This is a genomic window from Brevibacillus laterosporus DSM 25 (assembly GCF_002706795.1).
Lineage (GTDB): Bacteria > Bacillota > Bacilli > Brevibacillales > Brevibacillaceae > Brevibacillus_B > Brevibacillus_B laterosporus.
The window spans coordinates 2785384-2812150 of sequence record NZ_CP017705.1 but is presented as its reverse complement, the minus strand read 5'-3'; the positions used below and the strand labels follow the sequence as shown (position 1 = coordinate 2812150).

At 41.2% G+C, this 26767-nt stretch carries 29 protein-coding genes, 1 pseudogene and 1 riboswitch; of the genes and pseudogenes, 10 read left to right on the top strand and 20 right to left on the bottom strand.

Going from position 1 to position 26767, the window contains the following annotated elements:
- Positions 1-44 precede the first annotated feature (44 nt).
- The 3 genes from thiO to BrL25_RS13560 all read right to left on the bottom strand — a co-directional run bounded on the left by thiO (position 45) and on the right by BrL25_RS13560 (position 2992).
- Positions 45-1169, bottom strand: coding sequence for a glycine oxidase ThiO (gene thiO, locus BrL25_RS13570; protein WP_018672376.1), 1125 nt, complete (start codon positions 1167-1169; stop codon positions 45-47).
- 108 nt (positions 1170-1277) lie between these two features.
- A riboswitch (TPP riboswitch) is annotated at positions 1278-1389 on the bottom strand.
- Positions 1390-1399: 10 nt separating this feature from the next.
- Positions 1400-1630, bottom strand: coding sequence for an excisionase family DNA-binding protein (locus BrL25_RS13565; RefSeq protein ID WP_018672375.1), 231 nt, complete (start codon positions 1628-1630; stop codon positions 1400-1402).
- 3 nt (positions 1631-1633) lie between these two features.
- Positions 1634-2992 carry a glucose-6-phosphate isomerase gene (locus BrL25_RS13560; protein WP_018672374.1) on the bottom strand — a complete coding sequence of 453 codons (1359 nt, stop codon included), beginning with the start codon at positions 2990-2992 and terminating at the stop codon, positions 1634-1636.
- 247 nt (positions 2993-3239) lie between these two features.
- On the opposite strand from BrL25_RS13560, the gene BrL25_RS13555 reads away from it, so the two are divergent.
- The 4 genes from BrL25_RS13555 (at position 3240) to BrL25_RS13540 (ending at position 7056) form a co-directional block, all read left to right on the top strand.
- Entirely contained in the window at positions 3240-4505 is a 1266-nt protein-coding gene (locus BrL25_RS13555) for an efflux RND transporter periplasmic adaptor subunit (RefSeq protein WP_099327258.1), read from the top strand.
- Positions 4506-4519: 14 nt separating this feature from the next.
- Complete coding sequence (locus BrL25_RS13550) at positions 4520-5242, top strand: ABC transporter ATP-binding protein (RefSeq protein WP_099327257.1); 723 nt, start codon at positions 4520-4522, stop codon at positions 5240-5242.
- Complete coding sequence (locus BrL25_RS13545; protein WP_099327256.1) at positions 5239-6429, top strand: ABC transporter permease; 1191 nt, start codon at positions 5239-5241, stop codon at positions 6427-6429. The genes BrL25_RS13550 and BrL25_RS13545 overlap by 4 nt, the downstream gene beginning before the upstream one ends.
- Before the next feature lie 198 nt (positions 6430-6627).
- A complete protein-coding gene (locus BrL25_RS13540) occupies positions 6628-7056 on the top strand; it encodes a hypothetical protein (protein WP_018674354.1) in 429 nt (142 codons plus the stop codon).
- A 206-nt stretch (positions 7057-7262) separates the two neighbouring features.
- On the opposite strand, the gene BrL25_RS13535 is transcribed toward BrL25_RS13540, so the two are convergent.
- On the bottom strand, positions 7263-7541 hold the full coding sequence (locus tag BrL25_RS13535; protein ID WP_018674356.1) for a YqkE family protein: 279 nt from the start codon (positions 7539-7541) through the stop codon (positions 7263-7265).
- Positions 7542-7809: 268 nt separating this feature from the next.
- On the opposite strand from BrL25_RS13535, the gene BrL25_RS13525 reads away from it, so the two are divergent.
- From BrL25_RS13525 to BrL25_RS13515, 3 genes are all read left to right on the top strand, one after another.
- Positions 7810-8163 carry a DUF3905 domain-containing protein gene (locus tag BrL25_RS13525; protein WP_018674358.1) on the top strand — a complete coding sequence of 118 codons (354 nt, stop codon included), beginning with the start codon at positions 7810-7812 and terminating at the stop codon, positions 8161-8163.
- Between the two features lie 94 nt (positions 8164-8257).
- Entirely contained in the window at positions 8258-8557 is a 300-nt protein-coding gene (locus tag BrL25_RS13520; protein ID WP_018674359.1) for an iron-sulfur cluster biosynthesis family protein, read from the top strand.
- A 66-nt stretch (positions 8558-8623) separates the two neighbouring features.
- Positions 8624-9868 carry a site-2 protease family protein gene (locus BrL25_RS13515; protein WP_018674360.1) on the top strand — a complete coding sequence of 415 codons (1245 nt, stop codon included), beginning with the start codon at positions 8624-8626 and terminating at the stop codon, positions 9866-9868.
- A gap of 89 nt (positions 9869-9957) precedes the next feature.
- Here BrL25_RS13515 and BrL25_RS13510 read toward each other — a convergent pair whose 3' ends face one another.
- On the bottom strand, positions 9958-10188 hold the full coding sequence (locus tag BrL25_RS13510) for a DUF1450 domain-containing protein (protein WP_018674361.1): 231 nt from the start codon (positions 10186-10188) through the stop codon (positions 9958-9960).
- 80 nt (positions 10189-10268) lie between these two features.
- Positions 10269-11747 (bottom strand): MocR-like pyridoxine biosynthesis transcription factor PdxR, encoded by a 1479-nt coding sequence (gene pdxR, locus BrL25_RS13505; RefSeq protein WP_018674362.1) that lies wholly within the window; start codon positions 11745-11747, stop codon positions 10269-10271.
- A gap of 123 nt (positions 11748-11870) precedes the next feature.
- Between pdxR and BrL25_RS13500 the strand changes: the two genes are divergently transcribed.
- Positions 11871-12488, top strand: coding sequence for a LysE/ArgO family amino acid transporter (locus BrL25_RS13500; protein WP_018674363.1), 618 nt, complete (start codon positions 11871-11873; stop codon positions 12486-12488).
- On the opposite strand, the gene BrL25_RS24805 is transcribed toward BrL25_RS13500, so the two are convergent.
- The 4 genes from BrL25_RS24805 to BrL25_RS13485 all read right to left on the bottom strand — a co-directional run bounded on the left by BrL25_RS24805 (position 12485) and on the right by BrL25_RS13485 (position 16803).
- Positions 12485-12658, bottom strand: a complete 174-nt coding sequence (locus BrL25_RS24805; protein WP_018674364.1) for a hypothetical protein — start codon at positions 12656-12658, stop codon at positions 12485-12487. The genes BrL25_RS13500 and BrL25_RS24805 overlap by 4 nt on opposite strands.
- A 244-nt stretch (positions 12659-12902) precedes the next feature.
- Positions 12903-13697: a flagellar motor protein MotB gene (gene motB, locus BrL25_RS13495; RefSeq protein ID WP_018674365.1), complete on the bottom strand. Its 795-nt coding sequence runs from the start codon at positions 13695-13697 to the stop codon at positions 12903-12905.
- Positions 13690-14493 (bottom strand): flagellar motor stator protein MotA, encoded by an 804-nt coding sequence (gene motA, locus BrL25_RS13490; protein ID WP_018674366.1) that lies wholly within the window; start codon positions 14491-14493, stop codon positions 13690-13692. The genes motB and motA overlap by 8 nt, the downstream gene beginning before the upstream one ends.
- A gap of 207 nt (positions 14494-14700) precedes the next feature.
- Positions 14701-16803 (bottom strand): exo-beta-N-acetylmuramidase NamZ domain-containing protein, encoded by a 2103-nt coding sequence (locus BrL25_RS13485; RefSeq protein ID WP_018674367.1) that lies wholly within the window; start codon positions 16801-16803, stop codon positions 14701-14703.
- Between the two features lie 474 nt (positions 16804-17277).
- Here BrL25_RS13485 and BrL25_RS13480 point away from each other — a divergent pair.
- Positions 17278-17533, top strand: a pseudogene (locus BrL25_RS13480) (VanW family protein); the annotation flags it as partial.
- A gap of 147 nt (positions 17534-17680) precedes the next feature.
- Here BrL25_RS13480 and BrL25_RS13475 read toward each other — a convergent pair.
- The 5 genes from BrL25_RS13475 to BrL25_RS13455 form a co-directional block, all read right to left on the bottom strand.
- On the bottom strand, positions 17681-18748 hold the full coding sequence (locus tag BrL25_RS13475; protein ID WP_018674368.1) for an HD-GYP domain-containing protein: 1068 nt from the start codon (positions 18746-18748) through the stop codon (positions 17681-17683).
- A 159-nt stretch (positions 18749-18907) separates the two neighbouring features.
- Positions 18908-19081: a FeoB-associated Cys-rich membrane protein gene (locus BrL25_RS13470; protein WP_081621669.1), complete on the bottom strand. Its 174-nt coding sequence runs from the start codon at positions 19079-19081 to the stop codon at positions 18908-18910.
- Between the two features lie 37 nt (positions 19082-19118).
- Positions 19119-21140 (bottom strand): ferrous iron transport protein B, encoded by a 2022-nt coding sequence (gene feoB / locus BrL25_RS13465; RefSeq protein ID WP_018674370.1) that lies wholly within the window; start codon positions 21138-21140, stop codon positions 19119-19121.
- Positions 21137-21364, bottom strand: coding sequence for a FeoA family protein (locus BrL25_RS13460; protein WP_018674371.1), 228 nt, complete (start codon positions 21362-21364; stop codon positions 21137-21139). The genes feoB and BrL25_RS13460 overlap by 4 nt, the downstream gene beginning before the upstream one ends.
- Positions 21365-21637: 273 nt before the next feature.
- Entirely contained in the window at positions 21638-21967 is a 330-nt protein-coding gene (locus tag BrL25_RS13455) for a MazG nucleotide pyrophosphohydrolase domain-containing protein (RefSeq protein ID WP_018674372.1), read from the bottom strand.
- A gap of 113 nt (positions 21968-22080) precedes the next feature.
- Between BrL25_RS13455 and BrL25_RS13450 the strand changes: the two genes are divergently transcribed.
- The gene (locus BrL25_RS13450; RefSeq protein WP_018674373.1) at positions 22081-22644 is read left to right on the top strand and encodes an LOG family protein; all 564 of its coding nucleotides are present in this window, start codon (positions 22081-22083) and stop codon (positions 22642-22644) included.
- A gap of 125 nt (positions 22645-22769) precedes the next feature.
- Here BrL25_RS13450 and tnpB read toward each other — a convergent pair whose 3' ends face one another.
- The 5 genes from tnpB to BrL25_RS13420 all read right to left on the bottom strand — a co-directional run bounded on the left by tnpB (position 22770) and on the right by BrL25_RS13420 (position 26754).
- Positions 22770-23855 (bottom strand): IS200/IS605 family element RNA-guided endonuclease TnpB, encoded by a 1086-nt coding sequence (gene tnpB, locus BrL25_RS13445; protein WP_099327255.1) that lies wholly within the window; start codon positions 23853-23855, stop codon positions 22770-22772.
- A 2-nt stretch (positions 23856-23857) separates the two neighbouring features.
- A complete protein-coding gene (gene tnpA / locus BrL25_RS13440) occupies positions 23858-24268 on the bottom strand; it encodes an IS200/IS605 family transposase (protein WP_157775861.1) in 411 nt (136 codons plus the stop codon).
- A gap of 422 nt (positions 24269-24690) precedes the next feature.
- Positions 24691-25098 (bottom strand): hypothetical protein, encoded by a 408-nt coding sequence (locus BrL25_RS13430; protein ID WP_018674392.1) that lies wholly within the window; start codon positions 25096-25098, stop codon positions 24691-24693.
- Between the two features lie 32 nt (positions 25099-25130).
- Positions 25131-25943 carry an ABC transporter ATP-binding protein gene (locus BrL25_RS13425; RefSeq protein WP_018674393.1) on the bottom strand — a complete coding sequence of 271 codons (813 nt, stop codon included), beginning with the start codon at positions 25941-25943 and terminating at the stop codon, positions 25131-25133.
- Positions 25936-26754 carry an ABC transporter permease gene (locus tag BrL25_RS13420; protein WP_018674394.1) on the bottom strand — a complete coding sequence of 273 codons (819 nt, stop codon included), beginning with the start codon at positions 26752-26754 and terminating at the stop codon, positions 25936-25938. The genes BrL25_RS13425 and BrL25_RS13420 overlap by 8 nt, the downstream gene beginning before the upstream one ends.
- Positions 26755-26767 lie beyond the last annotated feature (13 nt).

Below are 26767 nucleotides of genomic sequence, written 5' to 3'. Positions count from 1 at the left end.
ACTCCCATGCTTTATGAAAAGGGTGAGCACCTTCTACTCATTCTTTACTCGTATGAAACAAGACGAAACCGATCAGGCAAGAAAGCACTCATATGCTCTGTTTCATCTGAACTGACATACTCTGCTATCAGCTTCGCTGTAAGGGGTGCTAGAAGAATTCCATTCCGGTAATGTCCGCAAGCTAGCGTCAGCCCAGTCCAGTCTGGTACAGGACCTAAAATGGGACATCCGTCAGCCGTAGCAGGTCGTAATCCAGCCCAGGCTTGTAAAAACGGGGCTTCTGAAATGGCTGGTACAATCGACATTGCACCTTTTAATACTGTCGATACACCATAAACAGTTGAAGAACGATCAAATCCAGCCAAATCTTCTGTAGCTCCAACAATAATACGTCTATCCTGTTTAGGCACTAGATACCCGTTTTTTCCAAAAACCACATGGGAAAGAGGCAAATGAATCGAATCAACTGCTGCGATCTCTCCTCTCACTGGATAAACAGGAACATCTACTCCCACCTGATGTAAAATATCAGCAGTCCACGCACCAGATGCTACAATGACGTGATCCGCTTCCATCTCTCCTTTATCTGTGACGACACCAGTTATTTTCTTTCCAGCATGTTTTAATCCGATTACAGTAGTATTTTGTAATAAATGAACATTTCGTTTTTCGGCCTGTATTACTAAAGCTTTCAATAATAAACGGTTATTAATGTCAGCTTCGTGTGGAGAATAAATGGCTTGCCGTACCATTTTTGATAGATGTGGTTCTCGTTCCTGTACTTCTTCGGTGGACAACAATTGGATATCATAACCTTCTGACTTTTGCCACTGGTAGCGATCTTGTAACCATTCCTCTTCCATATCGGTCATAGCTACTGTCAAAATTCCTGCTGTAGATAGCTGGCAGTCAATGCCCGTAGCTTCCTTTAATTCTAGCACCCAATTCTCGTACATCTGTAGGGAACGAATTCCCATGTCAAGAAGCGGGCCCGGCTTCGTAAATTCTTTTAAAGGGGCAAGCATCCCTGCTGCTGCAACAGAAGCCTCTCCTCCGAATACTCCCTGTTCAATGAGAGTAACAGCCAAGCCTACGTTAGCAAGTTCAGTGGCAATCGACAAACCAATTATCCCTCCGCCAATCACAATGAGATCTGGACACCTTTTCATTGTTCTTCACCCTTTCTCTTGTCTACTGAGTGGGGAATCGATTGGCTCTCTACACAAAGAAATGAAAAAAACCACTTCTCCGCGTAGGAAAAGTGGGTAAGTAACCAACACCAAATCTAACCACTTCCCTTCGCCAGCATGACCTGGATCAGGTAAAAAGGGTCAACAGACGCGCTCTGTCCTCTCAGCCCTGCAAGTTAGGACTCCCCCAGTAGATCAATGTGAAATTATTAATCTTCGTCTTTGTAATCATAGCTTTCAGGAATCGGCTCGAACTTCTCCGCCTCTTCAAAAGCCTTCAATCTCTCTAGCTCTTCCATATGGTAGGTAAACTGCTCTTTATTAATAAAGTAGTCCTCACCATTATGGACTGCACGGATACGTTTCTCCGCTATTTTTTCCCGTATAAACCATTCAGGCATTTCCAGATAAGCAGCTGCTTCCTTTACACTTAAATACATGGTTTACTGTCCTTTTAAGCGGGCCTCCAACTCAGCTTTCTGCTTTTCAAAACCTGGCTTACCAAGTAGTGCGAACATGTTCGCTTTATAAGCCTCTACGCCAGGCTGATCAAATGGATTCACACCTAGCAGATAACCGCTGATGCCGCATGCTTTTTCAAAGAAATAAAGAAGCTCACCAATATGATACGCTGATAGCTCAGGCAATTCAACTACTAGATTGGGAACGCCCCCATCCATATGCGCTAAGATCGTACCTTCCATCGCTTTTTTATTAACAAAGTCCATGCCTTTTCCACTAAGGAAGTTCAAACCATCTAAATTAGCCGCATCCTGCATGATTTCAATGTCAGTAGCTGGTTGGGCAACTGAAAGCACCGTTTCAAACAAATTACGGGAACCATCTTGAATAAACTGCCCCATGGAATGTAAGTCAGCAGAGAAGTCAGCAGCAGCTGGGAAAATACCACGACCATCCTTACCTTCAGACTCTCCAAACAACTGCTTCCACCATTCATTGAAATAATGGAATTGAGGTTCATAGCTTACTAACATTTCAATTTGCTTACCTTTTCGCAATAAGCAATTACGGATAGCAGCATACTGATAACATTCATTTTCTCCAATTGCTGGATTCATGTAGCGCTGACGAGCCGCCTGTGCTCCACTCATCAAAGCATCGATATCTGCACCAGATACAGCGATAGGCAACAAACCTACTGCGGTTAAAACAGAGAAGCGTCCACCCACGTTATCTGGAATAACGAAGCTTTCATATCCTTCTTCGATCGCTACTTGTTTCAAAGCCCCGCGCGCTTTATCTGTTGTTGCATAAATACGTTTACGCGCTTCTTCTTTACCATACTTTTTCTCCATGAACTCACGGAAAATACGGAAAGCAATAGCTGGCTCTGTAGTCGTTCCCGATTTAGAAATAACGTTGACCGAGACCTCTTTGCCTTCGATAACTTGCATAAGGTGAGTCAAATAGACAGGGCTAATATTATTACCCACGAAATAAATCTCAGGTGTTTTACGTTGTTCTTTTGTTAAAGAGTTATAGAACGTATGTCCCAGTACATCTATTACTGCTTTAGCCCCCAGATAAGAGCCTCCGATACCAATTACCAGCAATACGTCAGAATCAGACTTGATTTTTTCTGCCGCAGCTTTGATACGTGCGTATTCTTCTTTATCGTATGTATCCGGTAGGTCTACCCAGCCTAGATAGTCACTACCAGCACCAGTACCCTCATGTAATTGTTGATGCGCTAGCTTAATAGCTGCTTCTAAATGCTGCATTTCGTGTTCTGAAACGAATGGCAATGCTTTGTCATAACTAAAACGGATCGCTTTTGTCACGATAATACCCCCTGAATCGTAAGTTGCACATCTAATAATAAAACTGCTATTTATTATTGTACGCGATATCCTCTCTATTCTATCATGCAGAATTTAACGGAATCACGTCAATTTAAAAATCAGTTTTTTCTTAAAATTATTATATTTTTGTTATTCCTTAAGTTTTTCAGAAATAACGTAAATTTTTGTAACCATTTAGAAGTTGATGCGTAAATCCATTGTAAAGAAATTTTTTGAGGAGGCTATTATGAAGAAACGTTGGTGGGGTGTTATTGCAGCTGGAGTAGTAGTCGTCGGCGCCTATGGTTATTTTAAAATGACCGCTGTCGACGCAACGGGCCTTCCTGTTTCCGTCACTCCTGTTGCAAAAGGAAGCATTGAAAACAAGGTAATGGCATCAGGAATGGTTAAAGCAAAGCAAGAGGTGACGCTCTTCTCCCCAAATAATGGGACCCTGTTACAATTTACTGTACAAGAGGGGGACAATGTTACTGCTAACCAGGTTATTGGTAGTATAGATGTAACCGATCTATCGAGCGAAATCGCTTCTATTAATGCGCAAATCGCTTCGCAGCAGGCTGAACTTAATCGTGTAAAATCAGGCAAAGAACCTGAAACGATTGCCCAACAGGAGGAACGTGTTCGTCAGGAGAAAGAAAAGGTTGCATCTGCCCAGAAGGAATACAACCGTACCAAACAATTGGTTGAGGCTGGTGCTTCTCCCGCAACTGAATTGGACAAGGCTAAGGACTCTTTATCACAAGCGCAATCATCTCTTACAATGTCCCAAAGTGAACTAGCCCTAAATAAAAAAGGTCCAAAAAGCACAGATATTGCTTCTGTTCAAGCACAAATTAATCAGCTAAACGTAAAAAAAGCAGAGCTAGCGAAGCAAAGCTCTCAATCCACAGTGGTAGCTCCATTCACAGGTACCATTTTGAAAGTGGATGCTAAGAATGGTCAAGCCGTTACGAAGGGTACAGAAATTATTACGATGGGTGACCTATCAAAATTACAAGTAGTCGCAGATATTAACGAATCAGATGTAAAAGATATTCAAGTAGGGCAAAAAGCACTCGTAAGTGGTACTTCTATGGGCAAAGAAAAAGCAGAAGCTACCGTAACTCGTATCTCGCCACTGGCAACGAAGATTCAAAAAGGCGAAACGACAGGAAAAACAAAAGTAAATGTAACATTGGAATTAGATCAAGCCGTCTCTGTGCTAAAGCCTGGCTTTAATGTAGATGTGGATATTATGATCACCAATAAAAACAACATTCTTGTTGTCCCTTTCCAAGCCGTTGTGAATGATCCAAGCGGTTCATTTGTATGGGTAGTAGAAGACGGTCTGGCGAAAAAACGTCCAGTAAAAACAGGTACCGAAAGCGACTTGAATGTAGAAATCACGAGCGGTCTGAATGAAGGAGACAGTGTCATTAGCAGTCCTTCTGCTGATTTGATGGAAGGCATGCCGGTAATGGCAATGGAAGCAGGCGTACCTGGAGCCGCATAAAAGGAGGGAAACAGATGTTAACCGTTACTGATATTCGTAAAACCTTTATGAACGGTGATTCTGAGCTTCCCATCCTAAAAGGAGTTAATTTTACCGTTAACAAAGGGGAATTCGTCGCGATCATGGGGCCCTCTGGTTCTGGTAAATCCACCTTTATGAACATGCTGGGTTGCCTGGATCGTCCCTCCTCCGGTTCTTATGTACTGGACGGAGTAGAGGTCACTACGTTAAACGAAAATCAACAAGCTGATCTTCGAAACCAAAAAATTGGGTTTGTCTTTCAGGCATTTAATCTATTACCACGTATTTCTGCGGTTCGCAATGTAGAATTACCTATGCTCTATGCAGGCATTTCTCTTGGTGAACGCAAAAAGCGTGCAGAAGAGGCTCTGATTAGTGTAGGTCTAAAAGAGCGGATGGATCACAAGCCGCCACAAATGTCTGGTGGTCAAAAGCAACGTGTAGCCATCGCACGCTCTCTCGTTAATCGACCCGCTATTTTACTAGCCGATGAACCGACTGGAAACCTGGATAGCCGTTCTACAACAGAGGTTATGGCTATTTTTCAAAAATTACACGCTCAGGGAGTTACCATTATTCTTGTTACGCATGAATTGGATACAGCCCAACACGCAGAACGTATTGTTGTCTTTAAAGATGGTGTCATTATTAAGGATGAAAAAGTGAAAGAACGACTCTTCGCTGTCACAGATGAAAACGAGGTGTTCACTACATGAACCTCATAGAGAGCTTTCGTATTGCCATTGATGGGATTTGGTCCAATAAATTACGTTCTATTTTAACCATGTTAGGTATTATTATCGGCATCGCTTCCGTCATTGCCATTATGACGATGGGTAAGGGCGGAAAAGAAATGATGACAAGTCAGTTCGGGAATGTAGCTGATGCAAAGTTTACCGCGATGGTAAGCTGGGAGAGCGAGGAGCCTGCCAAAGATGATGATTTGACCATCGATGATGCCATTACATTGGAAAGAATTAATCCTTACATTAAAAATGTCATGGCTCAAATCTATGGTGGTGGAACCATTAAGGATAAGAAAAAAGATATCAGTGCCCAAGTTTTTGGTACAACTGGTAACTTTTTAGAAGTAAATACGAGCTATAAGATTGACCAAGGTCGTTTCTACACCAGAGACGACGATAAAGAGCAACGTGATGTAGTTGTATTAGACAAAGGTTTAGCTGATAAATTGTTTCCTCAGGGAAATGCTGTAGGAAATCGTATTTACATGTCAGATGCCTCCTTTGTTGTTATTGGAATCCTCAAAAATGATATGCAGGGCTTTATGGGCGGTGGCATGCAGGATCTCGTGTACATGCCTGCACGAACCTATCTCAATCATAATGAGAAAGCAACCGTGAACATGTTCCACATTCAAGCAAAATCAAATGCTACCATTCAATCGGCCATGGACTTTACCAAACAATATCTAAATCGCGTACATAAGCATAACGATCATTATATGGTAAAAAACAGCGCCGATGATCTAAAAGAAATCACGAAGATGCTTGACATGCTTACGATGGTCTTCTCTGTTATCGCCGGAATTTCTCTATTAGTTGGTGGTATCGGGGTTATGAACATCATGCTAGTCTCTGTGACGGAGCGTACGCGCGAAATTGGGATTCGGAAAGCATTAGGTGCTAAAAAACGGGATATCTTGACCCAATTTTTGATCGAATCCATTATTGTCTGCTTAATTGGTGGTGGTGTAGGGGTAGGTCTTGGTCTTGGACTAGCTTCTATTATTATCTCATTTGCAGGCATGCCTCCTGTTACATCTTGGGAAAGTATTCTTATCGCATTTGGCTTCTCTAGTGCAATCGGGATTTTCTTTGGAATCTACCCTGCAAACAAAGCAGCCAAGCTAGATGCCATTGAAGCATTGCGCTACGAATAATCGGAAGAGATATTACAAAAAAAATACTCGACAGGCTGATCCCTTTGGGTTTCAGCCTGTTTCTTCAAATAATTAACAGATTATTTTGATTTTTATAAAACCCCTTTACAAATTGGATAAATTAACTAAAATGAAAAGTGTATAATAACTATACTGACCAGTCAAACTAAAAAGAGAGAATTGAAAAGAGGGACTAACATGAAAAAAGCTATGTTGACTCTAGGAGTAGCTGCCGTAGGATCTTTACTGATGGTAAGCTCTGCATTTGCTGCAGAAGCAAATTATTTGTTCCAAGTACCTGCTAACCCAGCTCAGACTGTAGCTGATCCAGCAGTGGACAAATCTATCGAAAAGTATTTTCCAGCAATGATGCCCACTACTCAGCAACAAAGCAACGCAACAGATTCAAGCTTCAGTAAGTTTTTCCCGGCTATGTTACCTGTAGCACCTCAAGCCGACCAGCCAGCAGCAGATACCATTCAAAAGTTCTTTCCAGCAATGATGCCAACACTAGAAGTAGCTCCAGCATCTGATGATGCTGCCATTAAAAAGTTCTATCCAAATGTACTTCCAGTAACGACACAAGAAGCACCAACACAAAAACCAAGCCATATCATTTTTGGCTAATATAAATGAAAATGCCCGCGAATATGCGGGCTTTTTTCTTTACGAAAATAAGTACTATTTATTGTTGTCTTCTTCTCGTATTTTTCGAGCATTTAGTCTATCCACAATAGAGCGTCCTCGCTCACGTATCGATTCTTCCCGCACCTTTAGGGGGTTTTTTTTCATCATCCCATTTTTAGAGGTGTCCGGTCGTCGGTCTTCTGGTTTCAAGAGTACTTGCTACCTCCTTTTTTCTCGTAATCCTCTAAAAGCTCACCAAAGCTTTTATTTTTCTCTCGCTCTTCTAATTCTTTGCGGCGTTGTTCCGCTTCTTCACGTGCTTGTCTTTCTTTTCCTTCCTTCAATTCCTTTTCCATTTGCTTTAACTTACTTAAAGCATTTTCGCCCAAAAGCTCCTTTAAGCTATTTCCAGATTTATCCGAAGCCAAATCGTCTTGTGCTGGCTTCGTATGATTTTGTGTGCGATTCCCACGTTTTTTTGCCATAGTAAATACCAACCTTTCCAACTATATCTCTCATTTATTGTACCACTTTAGGTCATACTACAAGCGAGAAAATCATTGGAGGGATTCATATGGTGCGTAACAAATCTAAAGACTTTGGAAAAACCGCAGACACACGAGGCCCAAAATCACAATCCGAAGCGGTACGCTCTGATGGGTCTATTAACGCCGAGCCTCAAGAACGCCTAAAAGAAAATCGCTAACCCTTAGTTCTCGCACACATTACGTGGTCATAAAAGGGAGGTTATCTATGAAAAGCAAGCCTCCAGCTGATAGGAATCCACTTGCTATTGATCAAACGATGCCACATCAAATCAATGCACCTGATTTTAAGCAGGCTCGCATTAGCATGCAGGCTCCCTTTGTTAATCAATACGGAATTACTATTGGCGACAGCGCCTATGATTCTGCCGATTCCCCTATGAACAATTGGTCTCGTGACGTGGACCCTGCTATTATGGCAGGGCCTGAATGGGTACATCCGACCAATGACATAGGCTGGAATACCAGCGAAAATCGTGAGCTGTTGGAAAAACAACGGCTTCGTAAGAAAAAAGGCATGTTTACCCATTTGGATAAAGACGTAAGCTATCACACCGATTAGATAAATGCCAGCATCTCCTCCAACAAAGGAAAGATGCTGGTTTTTTATGCTACAATAATAAAAGCAACCGGAATGACAGAAAGGAACGATACCAATGCTACTTCAATTAATAATAACGCCTGAATTTTCTAAGGCGTATCAAAAATATGCTGGGTTTATCCCCGGTGAAACCATTCGTTTGTATGTGAGAACCTCGGGACCAGGTACTGGAGGTTTGTTTTATGCTGTAGAAAAGGATCAATTTCAATCCGATGATGCTCTCTATGAAGTAGCTGGTTTGCGCTTTGTGATTCGTCCTAGTGATTTCTGGTATTTTGATGGCGGTACTTTATCGTATGATGAACAGCTAGGAGAATACGGTTTTATGTTCACAAATCCGGGTTTGCAACCTTAGGAAACCATTCGACGTGTTAAATCGTATTAGTAAAGAAACCACGTATTTCCAGGAGGAATTAAAATCATGTCCGCCAAATCCAAAAATGCAAATCGCTCCATTTTAGTAGCGATTGGGCTATTTTTACTGACAAAGTTTAAGTTTATTTTTCTCTTTTTGAAAGGATTTAAATTCACAGGAACCATTATCAGCATGGGATTTGCTCTTTATTTTTATGCTCTTGTCTTTGGGTGGAAATTTGGAGTAGCTCTTATTTATTTGATTTTTATTCATGAACTAGGACATGTAATTGCCGCGCGAATCAAGGGAATTAATACTGGTTTGCCAATGTTTATTCCTTTTGTTGGAGCTTTTATTAATTTAAAAGAAATGCCGCGCGATGCAAAAACAGAAGCGTTTCTAGCATATGGTGGTCCATTCGCTGGGTTACTCTCCTTTTTACCTGCTATCCCACTATACATCTATACAGAAGACCCATTCTGGGCACTAGTAATTCATTTGGGGGCGATTATTAATCTATTTAATTTACTTCCGGTTTCCCCACTTGATGGAGGCCGTATCGTAGGGGTTTTATCCCCTAACATTTGGTTTTTAGGTTTACTTGCTTTAGGTGCCTTTCTATTCATTTCGCCAAGCCCTATGATCGTGCTTATTTTCATCTTTGGTATGTTTTCTTGGTGGTCTCATCTTACCAGCGATTACAGACATAAACAGCTCCAATATGAACGTGATAAATGGGAGCAGCTCCATCAGGAAATTTCGCGTTGGATCAATCAACCTCCCACATCGCAGGAAAGATATGATCTGCAACGTGTATACATGCAAGCTCAACAAGCTCAACCAAAAAAACCCTTTACTTTTCCTTTGTTTCAGGAGGAGAAAAAACTTGCTTACAAAAAACTCCTACTTGATCGCGAATTCATCCTAAAACGCTGGGAGTTATTGGTTGCTCATGAGCAAGAGCAATATCGGAATGCATGGAATCAATATGCTGATACTACCGCATCGACCACAGAGGCCCAAGTCTCTCCTCAACATACCCCAAGCTCTGAGGATCACATTCACTCGACAGAGCAGGATACCTATCAGTCTGAGCAGGGAATTTTGCGACAAACGATCTCCACTGCTGAAACGAAGCTGGCTGATATGAATACAGAACTGGAGCGCCATGCTGGTTACTATGAAACAAACGCTGCTACACGTTGGAAAGTGCTACTTGCTTATCTAGTGTTGGCTGGACTGCTAGCTGCTTTTTACTTCTATTCCGATCAAATGTTATTGGAATTAAGACAGGTAATGAAAGCAGCCTAAATCGACAGTAAAAAAGACAAAATCACCGCTTGTTCGCAAGCAGAGATTTTGTCTTTTTGTTTGGAGAATGACCGAGTAAAGCAATCGGTCTATTGTTTCTTTTTAATGTGCGGTTGCATTTTTTTGACTAGTTCTTCTTCATTATTCCCAATAAACCAACGTCCATTTGCATAAATAAAAGCCCGCTTTAAGCAATGACCGCACATATTTTGACAGCCGATTTCTACCTTCGCATCCGGAACCATCTCTTTTAATCGTTCCGCGAATTCTTCGGCGTTGTATCCTTTGCACTCATCACAGATGCGTAGATCATTTGACATTCTACATGTTCCTTTCTACAGACGAAAGCCCAGTGTATCAGTAAACACTATAGCTGTTTTTTGCAATTGTCGCAACATCCTCATGGACATTCCACCAAGTTCCTGACTATTTGTGCCAGCTGCTTCATGCCGAATTCCATTTGTTCGTAACTGGCATACGAGTAAGAGAGCCGTAAATGAGTATCATCCAGTGGATCATATAGATTGCCTGGGTTTAAGATGATGGATTGCTGTTGGGCTTTTTTAAACAAGGAGCGCAAGGATATCTTGTCATTTGAAAATCTGAGCCAAACGTAAAAACCCCCTACTGGAATAGACCAAGTAGCCAGATCTCTAAAATATTGTTCGAGCAAGGCCAGCATAAAATCCCTTCTCGCTCGCAGTTGCTCTCTAACATAAAGTAAATGCTGTTCGTACAATCCGCTTGCCAACCACTCATACACAGTCCATTGGGAGAGAGAGCTAGCTCCATAATCCGTCTGCATCTTTAAATCAGCCAGACGATCTATCACTGTTTCTGGTGCCACCAGCCATCCAATGCGCAGACCAGGGCTAATCGTTTTAGACATACTGCCTACATACAGTACGGTCCCTTTTTGATCTAGCGCTTTAATCGGTAAAGGTGGCTCTTCCTCCAACCACAACTCCGAATAAACATCGTCTTCTATTAAAGCAATGCGCTCTTTCTGACACAGCTCCAACAATTGTTTTCTACCACTCTCGCTCATTACCTTACCTGTTGGGTTTTGAAAAGTAGGAATGGTATACAACATGTGAGCCGTCTGTTGCTGGATACCTGCTAGTAAAGCTCGCTGGGATATTCCTTCCGCATTAAGCTCAAGCCCCTTCATCCGGATACCCGTAGAGGGAAGTAGGTTTAATGAATATAAGTACGAGGGTTTTTCCATCAGCATGGTTGCTCCAGGATGCATCAGGCCTAAAGAAATTAACTGTAGCCCCTGTAAAGCCCCTGAGACGATCAAAATACATGAGGGAGATACATCTATCCCCTTTTTAGCCAAATGCCTACTTACCTCCCTACGGAGCTTGTACAGTCCTTTGGATTCTTCATAGCCAAGAGAAGGGATTTTTTCAGCAACCTGGGCTAGTACCTGTTTCATTTTGGCATGAGGATATAGATCACTAGATGGCTCTCCCGTTCCTAGACGTATCATGTTGGGTACGAATTCTAATCGATTAATCTCCTGAATGGTAGGAAGATTAGGATGAAACATGCCAGCATTCACATAGCTCGGCCAATGAAGTGTAGTGAACGGATCTGGCTGCTGTACGACCATAGTGCCACTTCCGCTTTTGCCTTGGATTAAGCCCTCCGCGGTCAATTCCTGAACCGCAGCAACCACAGTACTACGATTCACTTCAAAGGCAAGAGCTAGCGTACGCTCCGGCGGAATTTTATAACCGATCGGCCATTCACCAGCACTAATTTTTTCACGTATATAAGAAGCAATTTGACGATAAAGAGGGACCGGATCGTCACGTTTTGGTCTCCACTCTCCCAAGCCTATTAACATGCTTGGCTTCCTTTTTTTCTTCACATAGTTCCTCCCTGCGTTCAAGTAAAATCTAAACTTGGTTGGGTTACTAACCAACCAATTGGATGCAGACATTAGAAATTCCTCTAGGTAAGATACAAATAAAGAAAAAAAGAGGTGATAACTATGGCACTCGCTTGGCTACATGGTATGGTGCTAGCATTTGGATTAATCTTGCCCTTAGGCGTACAAAACATTTTTATTTTTAATCAAGGGGCCGCTCATAAGCAGTTTACCCGAGCCCTACCTTCGATTATTACAGCCAGTATTTGCGATACGGTTCTGACCTTACTTGCAGTTCTTGGAGTATCCATGCTATTGTGGAAAATTGTATGGTTAAAAACGGCATTAGTAGTAGTGGGAGCTTGCTTCTTGCTATACTTGGGGTATATGACTTGGAGATCAACGACCAACGCGGCGAACGTGACAACCCATGCTTCGTTTACTTGGCGAAAGCAGGTCATGTTCGCAGCATCTGTCTCACTTTTAAATCCGCATGCCATTATGGATACCATTGGTGTAATTGGAACCAGTTCAACAGCCTATACTGGTAATGAGAAAGTGGCCTTCACGGTGGCATGTATTCTTATTTCGTGGATTTGGTTCTTATCTCTAGCGTGGGCAGGTAAGATAGTAGGCAAAGTAGATAACACTGGTCGAATCATGCATGTCATTAATAAAATGGCAGCTATCCTTATCTGGTTGGCCGCCGCCTATCTCATTTACTCCGGTCTTTCTCTCTAGTGCAACACAGCAAATAGAAGAAAGATCAATAGTTGCAACGAGCTTATTAAATAAAATAGAAACAAGGCTTCTTTTGCAAATGTACTCTTCTTATCATGGCGTATCTGATAGAGATGATGAACCATCCCAATTATGAATAGAATGAGTAGCAACCACCAAATACTGTTCATAACTCCTCCCCTATCAGTTGGACCATTTTCATTACATCGTTGATTGATAAACTCTTCATGTTTTATAGAATAGCAGAAGATTGCTATCCGTATTCATAAAATTGCATAAAAGGTTATTCAAAAAGGTTTAGGGAAGTGAGCTTTTCACCCATCCGCATTTGTATTTTAATGTTACCAAACAAAAAAGACCGTTTCATAGCGGTCTTTTTTGTTTGATGCACTCATATTTATTTCTTACATGAGCTTATTTTTTTATTTCACTGCTTTTGTCCTTCTCAAAATTACGCAGAATCGCCACTTCAACACGACGGTTCGTTGCGCGACCATCATTCGTCTGATTGGAAGCTACTGGTTGGAATTCACCATAAGCACGTGCGCTAAACTTACGTGGGTCTAGCTTCTTGTTTTCCAATAGGATGGTCATAAAATTCAAAGCACGCTGAGAACTGAGCTCCCAGTTGGATGAGAATTGACTGTTTCTGATCGGTACAGTATCCGTATGACCAGATACTGTTACTCGTCTTCCATCTGGCTCCAACAGCTTAGAAATCTCAAACGCCAAATTCCTTGCTTCCTCTTTCACCTTTGCACTGCCTGATGCAAAAAGAGCATTGTCCATAATTGTGATCAATAATCCCTCGTCGGTGACTTTTGTATGCAATTTGCCTGTAAGATTATTCGATTCCAAGTAACCATCCAACTGTTTTTTTAGTTGGTCAAGCTTCTCGGTTTCCTGCAGATATTTCATTTGTTGTTCATACTGATTCTTGTCAACAATCTGCTCATTTCCTCCAGGCTTCATGAGGGATTGCTCTTCTGAATCGATTGGCTCAACCGGTGAAGGGAAATCTAGTACACTGGCTCCACCATTTAGAGCTACATTAAACGATGCAGCCATTTGGCTAAATTTCTTGGCATCTACGGAGCTAGCCGCGAACAGTACGATAAAGAGGGCTAATAGCAAGGTTAGCAAATCCGAATAAGGAATGAGCCATGTTTCATCAATATGCTCTTCATGCTTCTTTTTGCGTTTAGCCATTAATGCCGACTCCCTCCTCGCTAGATCCCTCTTTCACTGCTTGGCGTTCAACAACTGGGATGTATACCAGTAGTTTTTGCTCGATAGCAGTCGGAGAAACCCCCGCCTGAATGGATAGTAATCCTTCAATCATGATTCGTCTTACTTCAACTTCTCGTTGTGATTTACGTTTTAATTTGTTAGCAAAGGGATGCCAAATAACGTAACCTGTGAAAATACCTAGCAATGTTGCCACAAAGGCAGCCGCGATAGAGTGTCCCAATGCCTCTACGTCAGCAAGATTTCCCAAGGCCGCGATCAAACCAATAACCGCACCTAGAACCCCTAGAGTTGGAGCATATGTACCTGCTTGGGTAAAGATAAGCGCACCGCTATGATGACGCTCTTCCATAGCACTGATTTCTTCATCAAGTACATCTCGTACAAATTCAGGCTCTCCACCATCAATAATCATCTTCATGCCATTGCGTAAAAACGGGTCCTGAATCTCATCTGCTGTATTTTCCAAAGCTAGCAATCCTTCACGTCTGGCAATACCTGCCCACGTCATGAATTGGCTTATCAGTTCACGCTTATCAGGCTCCTTCTGATTGGTAAAAAGGACCTTCATGATTTTGGGAATCCTTTTTATCTCTACCATAGGGAAGCCTACAAAAATAGTAGCAACCGTTCCAGCAATAATTATTAGAAAAGCAGCCGGGTTAACTAGAGCACTAATACTGGCTCCCTTTAAGACCATCCCAACAAAGACAGCCACAAACCCAAGAATAATTCCTATTACAGAAGACTTATCCATCAAGACACTCCCTATTCCCCGAAAATAATATCCCTATTTCTTATTTCGGTAATCAAGCCAGTAAGTATGAGTATAACTTGTTAGATAACCACATTTTTCCGTTATAAAATAAATTCATGTTCACGTTTCAGTCGTTTTTCCTCCTTTTCAGATGGAAAAACCCCAGGGATGTTTCATCATCCATCCTGGGGTTTTTAGGATTTTTTCTTATTTTAAGAATTGTACTGTCTTACTTGTTGGCTGCAAAGACTCGAACGTAAATCCTAACTTCTGCAAATCTGCAATTACCTGTGGCAAGGCTTTCAATGTACTCTCTTTTGCCTTGGTATCATGCATAAGGATAACAACCTCATGTTTGTTTGCACTGCCGTTCTTCACATTTCTGATGACTTCCTGAGGGGAATAGCTATTCGATCTGGCATCACCTGAACTAACATTCCAATCAAAATAGGAATACCCCTGATTTTTAGCTTCTTTCACAATATCATTCATAACCCATTTGTTGGCTCCATAGATAGTGGTGTCTTGCGCTTTCTTACTAACACCATTATTACTACCACCAGGGAAACGAATCATGCTTGGTTTTTCACCTGTAATTTTTTGAATTTCTACTTCAGCTTGCTTTAAATCAGTAAAGAATGCCTGCGGATTTTTATAAATTTTATTGTAGTCATGGGAATACGTATGGTTACCAATGGTATGTCCTTCCGCTATCATTCTCTGCAAAATCGCTTCATTCCCTTTAACATTGCGTCCTAAAACAAAGAATGTCGCCTTAATATTGTGTTGCTTCAAAACATCCAGAATTTGGACAGTAACATTTGACGGACCATCGTCAAAGGTAAGATGTGCTACCTTTTGAGCAGATACCGGTTTCGTTGTTGTCGTGTCTGGTTTTTGTTCTGGTGTCTTTATATCTGGTTTTGATTCTGTGCCTGGTACTGGTGTTGTTACATCAGGTTTCGTGGTCGGTTTTGTCACCGGTTTCGTTGTACTTGTTTCTGGTTTTGACTCTGGTTTTGATTCCGGTTTTGATTCCGGTTTCGTTGTATCTGGCTTTGGTTCTACCGTCACCCTTTTTCCTGAATCCACAATTGCTCCCATATATTCCTTGCCAATATCTTCGTAAATTAAATAAGGCAAGCGTTCCATTTTAAAGGAATTGACTACTGGTGCATACAATGCTTCGAGTTCTTCCGGAGATGCCTTGCGGGCTAACGCTTTTCGAAGATCAGTACTTCCTATTACCTTGTCAAATTGATCCGTATCTGGCGATTTATCTTGCTTTTTCATAACAGATGAAGTTAGTTGGTTTGCATATGCCAAGACATACATCCCTGTGCGTGCCGGATTAAAAGAATGGTAATCGATAATTTGCAAACGAACACCACCAGCAACCCCTTTCGTCTCAGGAACAAACACAACCCCCGGTAAATCTGCATCGTTTAGCATCTTAGCCAGCTGATCGGCATGAATACCTTCTGCGCCTACCCATTTAAAGTTATCACTATGCTGCAATCCTACTCCCTCTCCAAGCCCCGTTGCTAGATAGCCAAAGACAGAGGCTAGGCTAGGAACCTGTGGAGAGCTTTTCACCCACTTAAGACCCGTATCCTGAAAAATCATTCCTCTTGCGTAGTAATCCATAGGGATAATGGTAAGATGGACACCAATTTTTCTATTAAAAAATTGTGCCAGTTCTCCTATCGTCATTCCGTGTGCCATTGGTAGCTCGTCCACACCAACGATACTTAGGTAAGGAGTCTTCAGTACTGGACCATCCACAATTTTTCCTCCTAATGGATTAGGACGATCCAGAACAATTAGTGGTTTTTTATTTTCCCGAGCCGCTTCCATCACATCATGCAAAGTGGATATAGATGTGTAGCTTCTCGCTCCTATGTCTTGCAAGTCAAACACCAGGACATCAACATTTTTTAACATATTGGCGGTTGGCTTTCTAGTTTTACCATATAAACTGTAGACAGGAATATTCCAATCTTTATGTATATAAGATTCCACATAGGCATCAGCCCGAGCCTGCCCATCTATTCCATGCTCTGGTCCATATAAAGCCGCCAAGGTGGCATTATGGTATTTGGCCAGAACATCTATGATGCTTTGTCCCTGACTATTAATTCCTGTTTGGTTGGTAATCAACCCGATCCTTTTCCCATCAATGAGATGATGATACTTCGTTATTAATACATCATCGCCTAGCCTGATACTTGGTGGATTCGCATAGGAATTTCGATCTGAGACGAACATCAGCATAATCAGACACGTGAGAAAAAGTATACCTTTGCGCATAATTTATAAATTCCTTCCTACGAAATAATTGCGAAATATATAAATAAACTTCTATGATAAATGAGACTCTTTTTTTAACAAATAGTTTCATCCAGTGTGAAAAAATAAGTCGATTGCTGTAAAACTTGGGTAAAACGTATTATTTTGCTGATATATTCAATTAAAAACTAGTAACAAACGACTGATTTTGACATCATATTTCAGTCGTTTCTGCTAGTTACAGCCCGACGAAGCAGCACATGATCATTAAGACAATAATCGCAAATCTTTCATAACGTTCCGCTAACATTAAGAACACTCCTTTTTTGGAATAAACCAGTTTTTTTAGGTACCGACAACAGTGTTTCCCTTGGTAAAATATATGAAAGCAATGGCAATGTTGCTATTATTTTGGGCAGTTGCCACAGAGTCTCCTCTTCTTTCATCATTTTTTGTATAATTCACCTGTAATTACTTCTAATGGAAGATGACTGTATGCAACAAAACCCTTTCTTACGTCCTAAAGTTCGGAGCAGTTTACGTATTTGGCTTGGCACAGCCTATTACCGTTTCAGACGATGTCTTGAATGGGAACGTCGATATGTGGCTTCAACACAATAAAATTCATAACCTACGTTTGGCCGTCCAATCTTTAGATGGCATCATTATTCAACCTGAAGAGACTTTTTCTTACTGGAGATTATTGAAAAAACCAACAAAGAGACGAGGCTATGTTGAGGAAATGCAACTTACACTTATTGACGATCTTTTTGTCGTTAGCAATCATGCGTTGATGATGTATGAGCCTCTATTGCCTCCAGCAAAAAACCCGACTCCTGAAGAAGCAGACGGGTCTTAGTTAGGTTTAGGATTTTCCGATAATATAGAAGTTTTACACTTACAAAATCATTTTTTGTAAATGTAGATCTCGTCTGTTTCTCAAATCTAAATATTCTGTTCCTTTTCGCACTAATGGTCGCATAGGCTCGTCTGCATAAATGAGGACAATTTCTACTTCGTCACCATTACTAAGCAAAGCACGACTTCCGATATACATTGAAATAATCGACTGCATGAAGCTGGAGACAATTCTTGGATTTAGTTTTCCTTCACATGCATCGTTCCATAATAATTGGGCTGCTTCAAACGGTGATGTACGTTCTTTATAAATTCGATCAGAACAAATCGCATCAAACATATCAGCGACCGCTACGATCTGACAGGATAATGGTATTTCATCACCCCTACGTTTCTCAGGATATCCACTACCATCCATACGCTCATGGTGAAGTAAAGCAATCTGAGCAAAAACTTCAGGAAACTCTTCTGATTTCTTGAAAAGGTCATATCCGTGAACCGTATGTAACTTCATGATTTCAAACTCTTCCTCTGTCAGTCGATCTGGCTTCATTACGATTTCTGCGGGAACCAGCATTTTACCAATATCATGTAATAAACCGGCAACCCCCATCATTTGTACTTGTTCTTGGGGCATGCCCATTAAATTAGAAATAATAGCCGATAAAATGCCGACATTAATGGAATGTCGATATGTGTAATTTTCTGACCCTTCCAGTAAATACAACGAGCGAAATAAATCCCTTTGGCTTATTACTTGATCACGCAATGTTTCATATAATTGCTCAAATTCATTGATGGGCGGCATGTACTGGTGTGTAACTGAGGTATATAAGTTCTTTAAGGTTTGTGTGGCATCCATATAAGTTTCAACCAAGTGCTTATTAGCAGAAATCTGCTGGAATTGCTTGCGTAGGTAACGATCATCTTCTTGATTATGGGGAATCTCTTTTACGTTAACCGATTGAAAGCCGTTTCCTTTTAATTTAGCGATTTCTTTGGAGGTTAGCACTGTGCCTTTTGATAAAAGAAGCACACCATATGCGTTATAAATATCCTCCGCCAGCACTCTCCCCTCCAGACTAAAATCCATATGTACCTGAACCAACGCCCTTTCCCCCCCTTTTTTGTATCCTCTTTACAAATATCGGCAAAATATAGTAACTAGTGAAATATTTTTCTAATAAGTAGAATAATAAAAATAACAAAAAGCTGGACTCTTTTTACGAGTTTCCAGCTTTTTCCTATATATCGATGGATTTTTTTCTTATCTTTGAACATGCTTCTGTTCAGTTGAATCAGGCACACAGCATGCTGATGAGCATTTTTTCTCCTCGCTACATCCAGCACATTTCCCCTTTTTACTCTTCTGAACATATCGCCACAAGGTCCATGCTGCATAACCAAAAATAAACGTCCCAATAACAAAATTAAGTACCATGTTAAGCATCATTTCCACCCCTTCTGTGGCTACTATACTACCTAAATCCTAGCCATGTCCCCCCCTGATAGACAATGAACGATACTACGTATGCAATACACAGTCCATAAAACACAGAGAACCATGTCCATCTAGTAGAGCCTGTTTCTTTCTTAATAACAGCTACTGTTGCCAAGCATGGAACATACAAGAGAACAAAGACCATAAAGCTATAAGCGCTTAAACCAGAGTACTGTATTTGAATGACTGCCTGTAATGTATCATCATCTGGTGCTGCATAAATAATATTCATCGTAGATACCACTACTTCTTTTGCTAAGAAGCCTGTAATGAGGGCAGCCCCAGCTTGCCACGTTCCAAAGCCAAGCGGTATCATCAACGGCGCTAATACCCCACCAATAATAGCAAGGAAGCTATCATTGAGCTCTACATCAAGCCCTGCTGGTCCAGCATAGCTCAAGAACCAAATGACAATCGAACCTCCAAAAATGAAGGTTCCCGCTTTACGGATGAACCCCTTTCCTTTTTCCCACGTGCTACGCAATAGCGTACGGCCTTGTGGTATCCGATAAGGAGGTAGCTCAATGAGAAACATAGAACCCTCCTGCTTTAATACAGTAGAAGAAAATAATTTTGCTAATAAGAGCGATAAGACAATTCCTAATACATAGATAGACAATACAATAATCGCTTGATTATCTGCAAAGAACGTTCCAACAAACAGGCTATAGATTGGCAAGCGAGCTGAACATGACATAAGGGGCGTTAACAAAATGGTTAAGAGTCGTTCCTTTGGCTGTTCAATTGAACGTGCCGCCATGACTCCCGGTACGTTACAGCCAAAACCGATAATCATTGGAATAAAGGCTTTTCCATTTAACCCGATCATCTCCATAACTTTGTCCATGACCATGGCAACCCGTGCCATATAACCTGAATCCTCGATAAGTGAGATGAGAAAAAATAGCACAAAAATCTGTGGAACAAAAACAAGCACGCCTCCTACTCCGGCAATAACACCATCCAATAGAGCGGCTTGCAAAAATCCGGAAACTCCGGCTCCTTCCAAAGAAGCTCGTAGCCAATCCGTAAATGGCCCACCTAAGAAATCATTAAAGGCATCCGAAATCGGTGCCCCAATCCATTCAAATGTTAATTTAAAGGTGAGATACATAAACAATAAAAAAATAGGCAATCCTAAAAATTTATGTGTTAAAAAGTAGTCAATTCGATCTGTCCAGGTTTTCTCGACCAGCCTGACCTGTTCTCTACAGCAAGAGATAATTTCTTGAATGATGTTACTACGTACCTTGCGTATATATTGCTGAAGTGTCCGATTTTGGTAACCCTCACTCTTTTTTATGTTGGATTCCGCTTGCTTGTAGAGTTTTTCTAATTCGGCTTTTGAAACATATTTTGTCAATAATTCATATACTAATTGGTTGCCTTCTAAAAACTGAAGAGCTAACCAGCGCTTGGGAGGTAATGGTTCCATGCTTGTTGGCAATAACTCCACAAGTGTAGTGATCGTTTCCTCAAGAACTTCTCCATAATTTATATAGAATGGCCGATTGGGCTGTTGTCCTACTTGCTTAAAGCTATCAGCTAGTTGCTGGCATCCAGCTCCTGTACGGGCAACAATTGGCAAGACAGAACACTGTAGCTTCTCAGCTAGCTTTGTCTCATCAATGATAAAGCCTCTTGCTTTTGCAACATCAGTCATATTTAGTCCAATAACCATTGGTGTCCCATATTCTAATAGCTGTAAGGTTAAATACAGATTCCGCTCTAATTGTGAGGCATCTACAATATTTAAGAGTACATCTGGGTGCTGATCTACTAAATATTGAGTCGCCACACCCTCGTCCTTGGACAGAGGATTTAATGAATAGATTCCCGGTAAATCGATCAGGCGACCTTCTTTATTACGGAGCAATCCTACCTTTTTCTCAACAGTTACACCTGGCCAGTTTCCCACGTATTCATATGAACCAGTCAAGATGTTAAATAATGTGGTTTTCCCAGTATTCGGGTTACCTGCAAGAGCAATCGTAATCATTCACACACGACCTTTATCTGTTTGGCTTCATTTCGTCTAATCCCGATAATTTGACCTCCTGCTTCCAATGTATATGGTCCGCCAAACGGCAGGATTTTTTTTATACGTACAATCGTTCCTTCCATAATGTCCAAATCGACTAAGCGACGCCTCACTAGAGCACTCACTTGAGTAATATCTACGATTTGTGCAGAAGTCCCCGCTTTAATATCTGCTAGTACCATTACCTATCACCTCGTCCTTAAAGCTGTGTTTCCTATGAAGCTGAATTACGATCCGAAACGATAATCATTATCAATCTAGTTGTATTATAGTAGACATCTAGTAGATTTAATGTGAATTAAATCACTACATGTAACAGAATTTACTTTCCTAACAAGAAAGACTACTCTTCAGATAAAAGGCAGAATAGATATCTTGAAGGTGGATTTAAAAAAACTAGGCTTTACCAGCACGTAGGAGCTAGCAAACCTAGTTATATGTAGAGGGAAACAAGCTTATGATTTCTCATCCTGCGCATAGCGTTTTTGCAATTTTTCTCGATGAGACTGAAAAATATCCTCTAAGGAAATATCATACTTATTCGCAATGACGATGATGTTACCTAGCACATCGCCTAGCTCTTCTTTTAACTCTTGTTTTCTTTCTATCAATGTTCCTACCTTTTCATCAGGTCGATCTCTACCAATTTCTAAAGCTCTGATTGCTCTTGCTACCTCACCCATTTCTTCTGCAAGAAAACCTATGCGAATAAAGATATCTAGTTCTGACCATCCTCTTTCTTCATAATACTCCTTGACCCATTTCTGAAATTCTACGTTGTTCAATCTAGTACCCTCCTTACCTAAACTATTGCTTACGTTTCTCAAAAAATTCTATATAATGTTACATGACAATACAACCCTACGTAATTGGTACAAACTGAATGGAGGTACTTGCATTGAAACGTTTAGCTGTTTATTGTGGTTCAAGTAATGGAGCGTCATCTGCTTATAAAGAAGGGGCTGTCCAATTAGGAAAAGAATTAGCCAGACGAGACATTACGTTAGTTTACGGTGGGGCAAGCGTTGGGATTATGGGCACAGTAGCTGACACAGTTTTAGAAGAGGGCGGTAAGGTAATCGGTGTCATGCCCCAATTGCTGATAGATCGGGAAATCTCTCATCAGCATGTAACGGAGCTTTTAATCGTAGATTCCATGCATGAAAGAAAAGCCAAAATGGCAGATTTAGCAGATGGATTTATTGCGTTACCCGGAGGTCCTGGTACGTTAGAGGAATTTTTCGAGATATTTACATGGGCCCAAATCGGGATCCATCAAAAACCCATAGGTCTTCTCAATATTAATCACTACTATGATCCTCTACTTGCTCTATTTGATCACATGGTAACAGAGCAATTCTTACATGAAAAATACCGTTCTATGAGCATCGTAGATTCAGATGCGAAAGCTTTACTTGATCAGTTTGAATCTTATCAGGCTCCAACTGTTAAAACCTATTAGTTTCGAACCTTTAGTATCGAATCAATTGACACTCCCCATACCTAAACGCAGGGGATTCTTGGGTAGTCACTCCTAACGGAGTGAAATTTACCAAGCTATCCCTGTGTGTCCCACAGTTCAGTTGGTTATGCCAACAATCGAAGTCCTTCTTGCTCAATATTGATGGCAGCGTTTTTGTCACGATCATGTTGTACGCCGCAGTTCGGGCATGTCCAATTACGCAAATTGAGATTCTTTACCTCTTTATTTTGGTATCCACAACCAGAACACAACTGCGAAGACGGAAATTGTTTCCCCACAACGGAAATTGTTCTTCCATACCAAGCTGCTTTGTATTCCAGCATGGTTCTGAATGCCGACCATGACGCATCTGCAATGCTTTTCGCAAGCTTGTGGTTCTTGATCATGTTTTCCACACGTAAGTCTTCCAAGCAGATCGTTTGATTTTCACGAATCAGTTGAGTTGACAGTTTATGTAGAAAATCGTTTCGTGTGTTCGATATTCTTTCATGTAGACGAGCTACTTGTTTTCGTGATTTTTCTCGGTTCTGACCACCTTTTTTACGTCTGGACAGTTTCTGTTGCCAAGTAGCAAGCTTCTTTTCGTAGTAGCGAAGAACCTTGGGATTGGCTATTTTCTCACCTGTCGAAAGAATGGCAAAGTCTTTGATGCCAAGATCAACTCCAACAGTCTTTTCTGCTTGTAATAGGGGTTGAATCTCTGTTTCGCACAAAACAGATACAAAGTATGTGCCTGAAGGATTTTTTCTAACGGTAGCCGAGAGAATGCGTCCTTCGACTTCTCTTGACTTCGCAAATATAACCCATCCAAGTTTAGGTAGTTTAATGCGATCCCCTTCCACTTTGATGTTCATCTTGCATGTGTAGGATTGCTTTGGATTCTTCTTGCTCTTGAATTTAGGATATCCTTTCTTTTCCTTGTAAAACTTTTTGTACGAAGAATCCAAATCTTTCAAAGTGGATTGCAGGGCAGTGGAATCTACTTCTTTCAGCCACTCTATCTCTTTTTTGAGTTGTGTGAGCAGGGCAGAGCAATCGTTGTAGTTGAGTGTTTTCTGTTCTTGTTCGTAAGCATCCTTTCGCTTCGCAAGAAAGTGATTGAATACAAAGCGAGTGCATCCGATAGTTTTGTTGATGAGTGTCGCTTGTTCTCTGTTTGGATACAAACGAAATTTGTAAGCTCTGTGCATGCTCAATCACTCCTTTCTTTTTGAGACTCAATGTATTTTTTAATCACATCCAGTTGAACAGTCCCAACTGTGGCAACAAAGTAGGAGTTTGTCCAAAGTGAGGGGAGTCTACTTTTGAGATGTCTAAATTCCATCCGCAAAACTCTGGATGTATAGCCCTTCAAATGTTTCATTATTCGATGGATTCCGAATCGAGGATCGCATGTGATGAGCAAATGAACGTGATCGGGCATGATTTCCATCTCAACCACTTCAGCACGCAATTCCTGTGCTTTTTCAAGAAACAATTCCTTTAATCGAACATCTACTGGTTCAATCAAAACCTTTTTGCGATACTTTGGACAAAAGACAACGTGGTATTTACAATCAAATACGATATTGTGGTTACTTTCCACTGATCTACTCAAAGCCATCACCTATGGCTAATTATACCACATGCTGTTAGATATATTTAGCATATCTAACGTAAATTAGCGAAAAAAAAGTACTCAGAGTGTTGAAAAAGCCCCCTGTCGCAAAAAAGAGGGCTTTTCATCTGTTTTTATGGGGTACAAATATGGCTCCTCACCATCGAAAAGCTCCTTAGAAACGATTCTGGAAGGCCAAATTTTTTCTACCCAATCAGCGGAATTCGTAGAGGGGGTTTCTCGACAGCCTGAAGTACTCTTTTTTTGTTTGCTCTTAGCACCCTCTTTTGAGGATGCAGAGCAAATTGCCTTATATCCCCATAGCTAAAGCAAGGGGTTTTACGGCACGGTTGATAAAAAAGGGAGGGCTCAATCGCCTTCCCCTCTCCCTATATATCTATTCTTGATTTCCTTCCTACACTGCCTTCTTATTCCACTGTAATCTTCTTCATTACCGTTTCGTGCAGTTGTGGTGTATACACATGGACAGTAACATCGTACGTGCCAGGTTTAGAGAATTTTTGCTTTGCCGCATATACAGCCCTCTCACCCTGCTTGGCTTTAACTAGCTCACGAGTACGTTGCCCCTCCAATTTTAATTCAATATCCACGTACACTTCATCATAATTCTCTAGCCCACCCAATTTAGCAGTTAAAATCGTTTGCTCTCCTACCTTAGGTGGTGCTGGCTCACTACTAAATTCTGCTGTTATATCTGGTTTAGGCCCTCTTGCTCCACACCCAACTAGCGTTAATACGCATAGGCTGAGAATGAAGAGGGAAAGTAGGCTTCTTTTCCTCTTTTCAGGATGTCCCATCACTTTCAACCCTTTCATCCCTTCAGTACTCTTTCGCCGGAAAAGTGTGACTATCTTGGTTTTTTATCCTGCCCTACACGTTGTCCAAATGGAAAGATTTCTGCGAACGCTCCCTGTAAACCGAGAGTTCCATATTTTTGTTGAAAGTGCTCTACACTTCCTTGCTGTATAATGCGTCCTTTTTGTAAAAAGATAGCCCGATCACACGCCAGTTCGGCAATATTAAGCTGATGTGTTGAAAAAATAACGCTACTTCCTTCACGCTTAATTTGTTGAACTAATTGCACAAACTCTTCCATCCAATAAGGATCAAGTCCGTTGGTAGGTTCGTCTAGTACTACCAAGGCTGGTTTCGCTAAAATGGCCTGCGCAAATAACAAGCGCTGCTGCATACCTTTTGAAAATGTACTGACACGTTTGTCTTGTACATCCGTAAGCCCTACCAATTCGAGCACTTCTTCGGTTCGTGTCACATTAATTTTACGCAGGGAAGCATAGAATTGTAAAGTCTCCCGTGCTGTCAGTCCATTGCCAAAGTTGAACTGATCGGGCATATAGCCGATCTGGTTAGAATACTCAGTGCGGTTTTCCTTCCAGCTCATACCATTTACTGTAATGTCACCTTCAGAAGGTTGCGTAATACCAACGATCATACGTAAAACCGTGCTCTTGCCTGCTCCATTGCCGCCACATAGAGCCACGATCTCACCTGCATCCATCGAAAGCTCAAATGGCTCAACTAATGTTTGCTGTTTGATCCGTTTACTAATACCCTTAATAAGCAAACGTTCCTTAATCAATGCACGAGAATTTGAATCGTACGTATCTACCACTTTATCTACTGCTTCAGATCTGCTACCCACGGTATCGCCTTCTTTCCCAGGCCAAAATAGATCCCGCCATCATCAATACCACCCAAAGTAAGCAAAAAACAGCGAACAAAGTCGTACCCATACTGGTCTTTAACCAATCTACCCATTGATAATACTCTGGACCAAAAATAGAACCGCCACCCATTTTGATGACCATAAAAATACGAACTAACTCGGCTGGATTTAATATGGTTAAAATTTGTACCGCAGGATTAATCGCTTGATAAGGTAACCAGCCTAGGACGGAAATTAATAGAGTAGGCCAGGCTAAAATAAACAAAAACCAAATGCTAACACCAACCGTTAAAGCTTGCCAACGATTCTGGCAGAAGGTTCCGATCCATACTGCGATTCCTAAAAACAACAAGATTAATAAGATAGAAAAAAGGAAGAAAAAGAGTAACAGCGAGAGCGTAAATCCTTTGCCAAACAAAGCTCCTACCAATCCAGATAAGCCGTATCCAAAACTGATAATCGCAATTAAAACGGCAGCTAGCCCCAGATATTTTCCACCAAGAAACGCGGATGTAGAGAGCGGATACGTGGAAAGTAACTGCCAGCTTCCCTCTTCCTTTTCCGAAGTAATAGAAAAGGAGCCGAGTAGCAACGTCATCAGTGGTAATAAATACAAGATTAAATTAAGCATAGCTCCTGTCGTATGGGTATAACCCTCCATGTAAGCTTGAGCTTGTATCAACAAAAGAGCTAGGCTAAATAGCGAGAATAGGGCCAAAAATGAATACGCCCACGGATTGCGAAATCCAATTTGTATCTCCCGCTTGGCGATGTGGATAGTTTGCATATCAACACTTCCT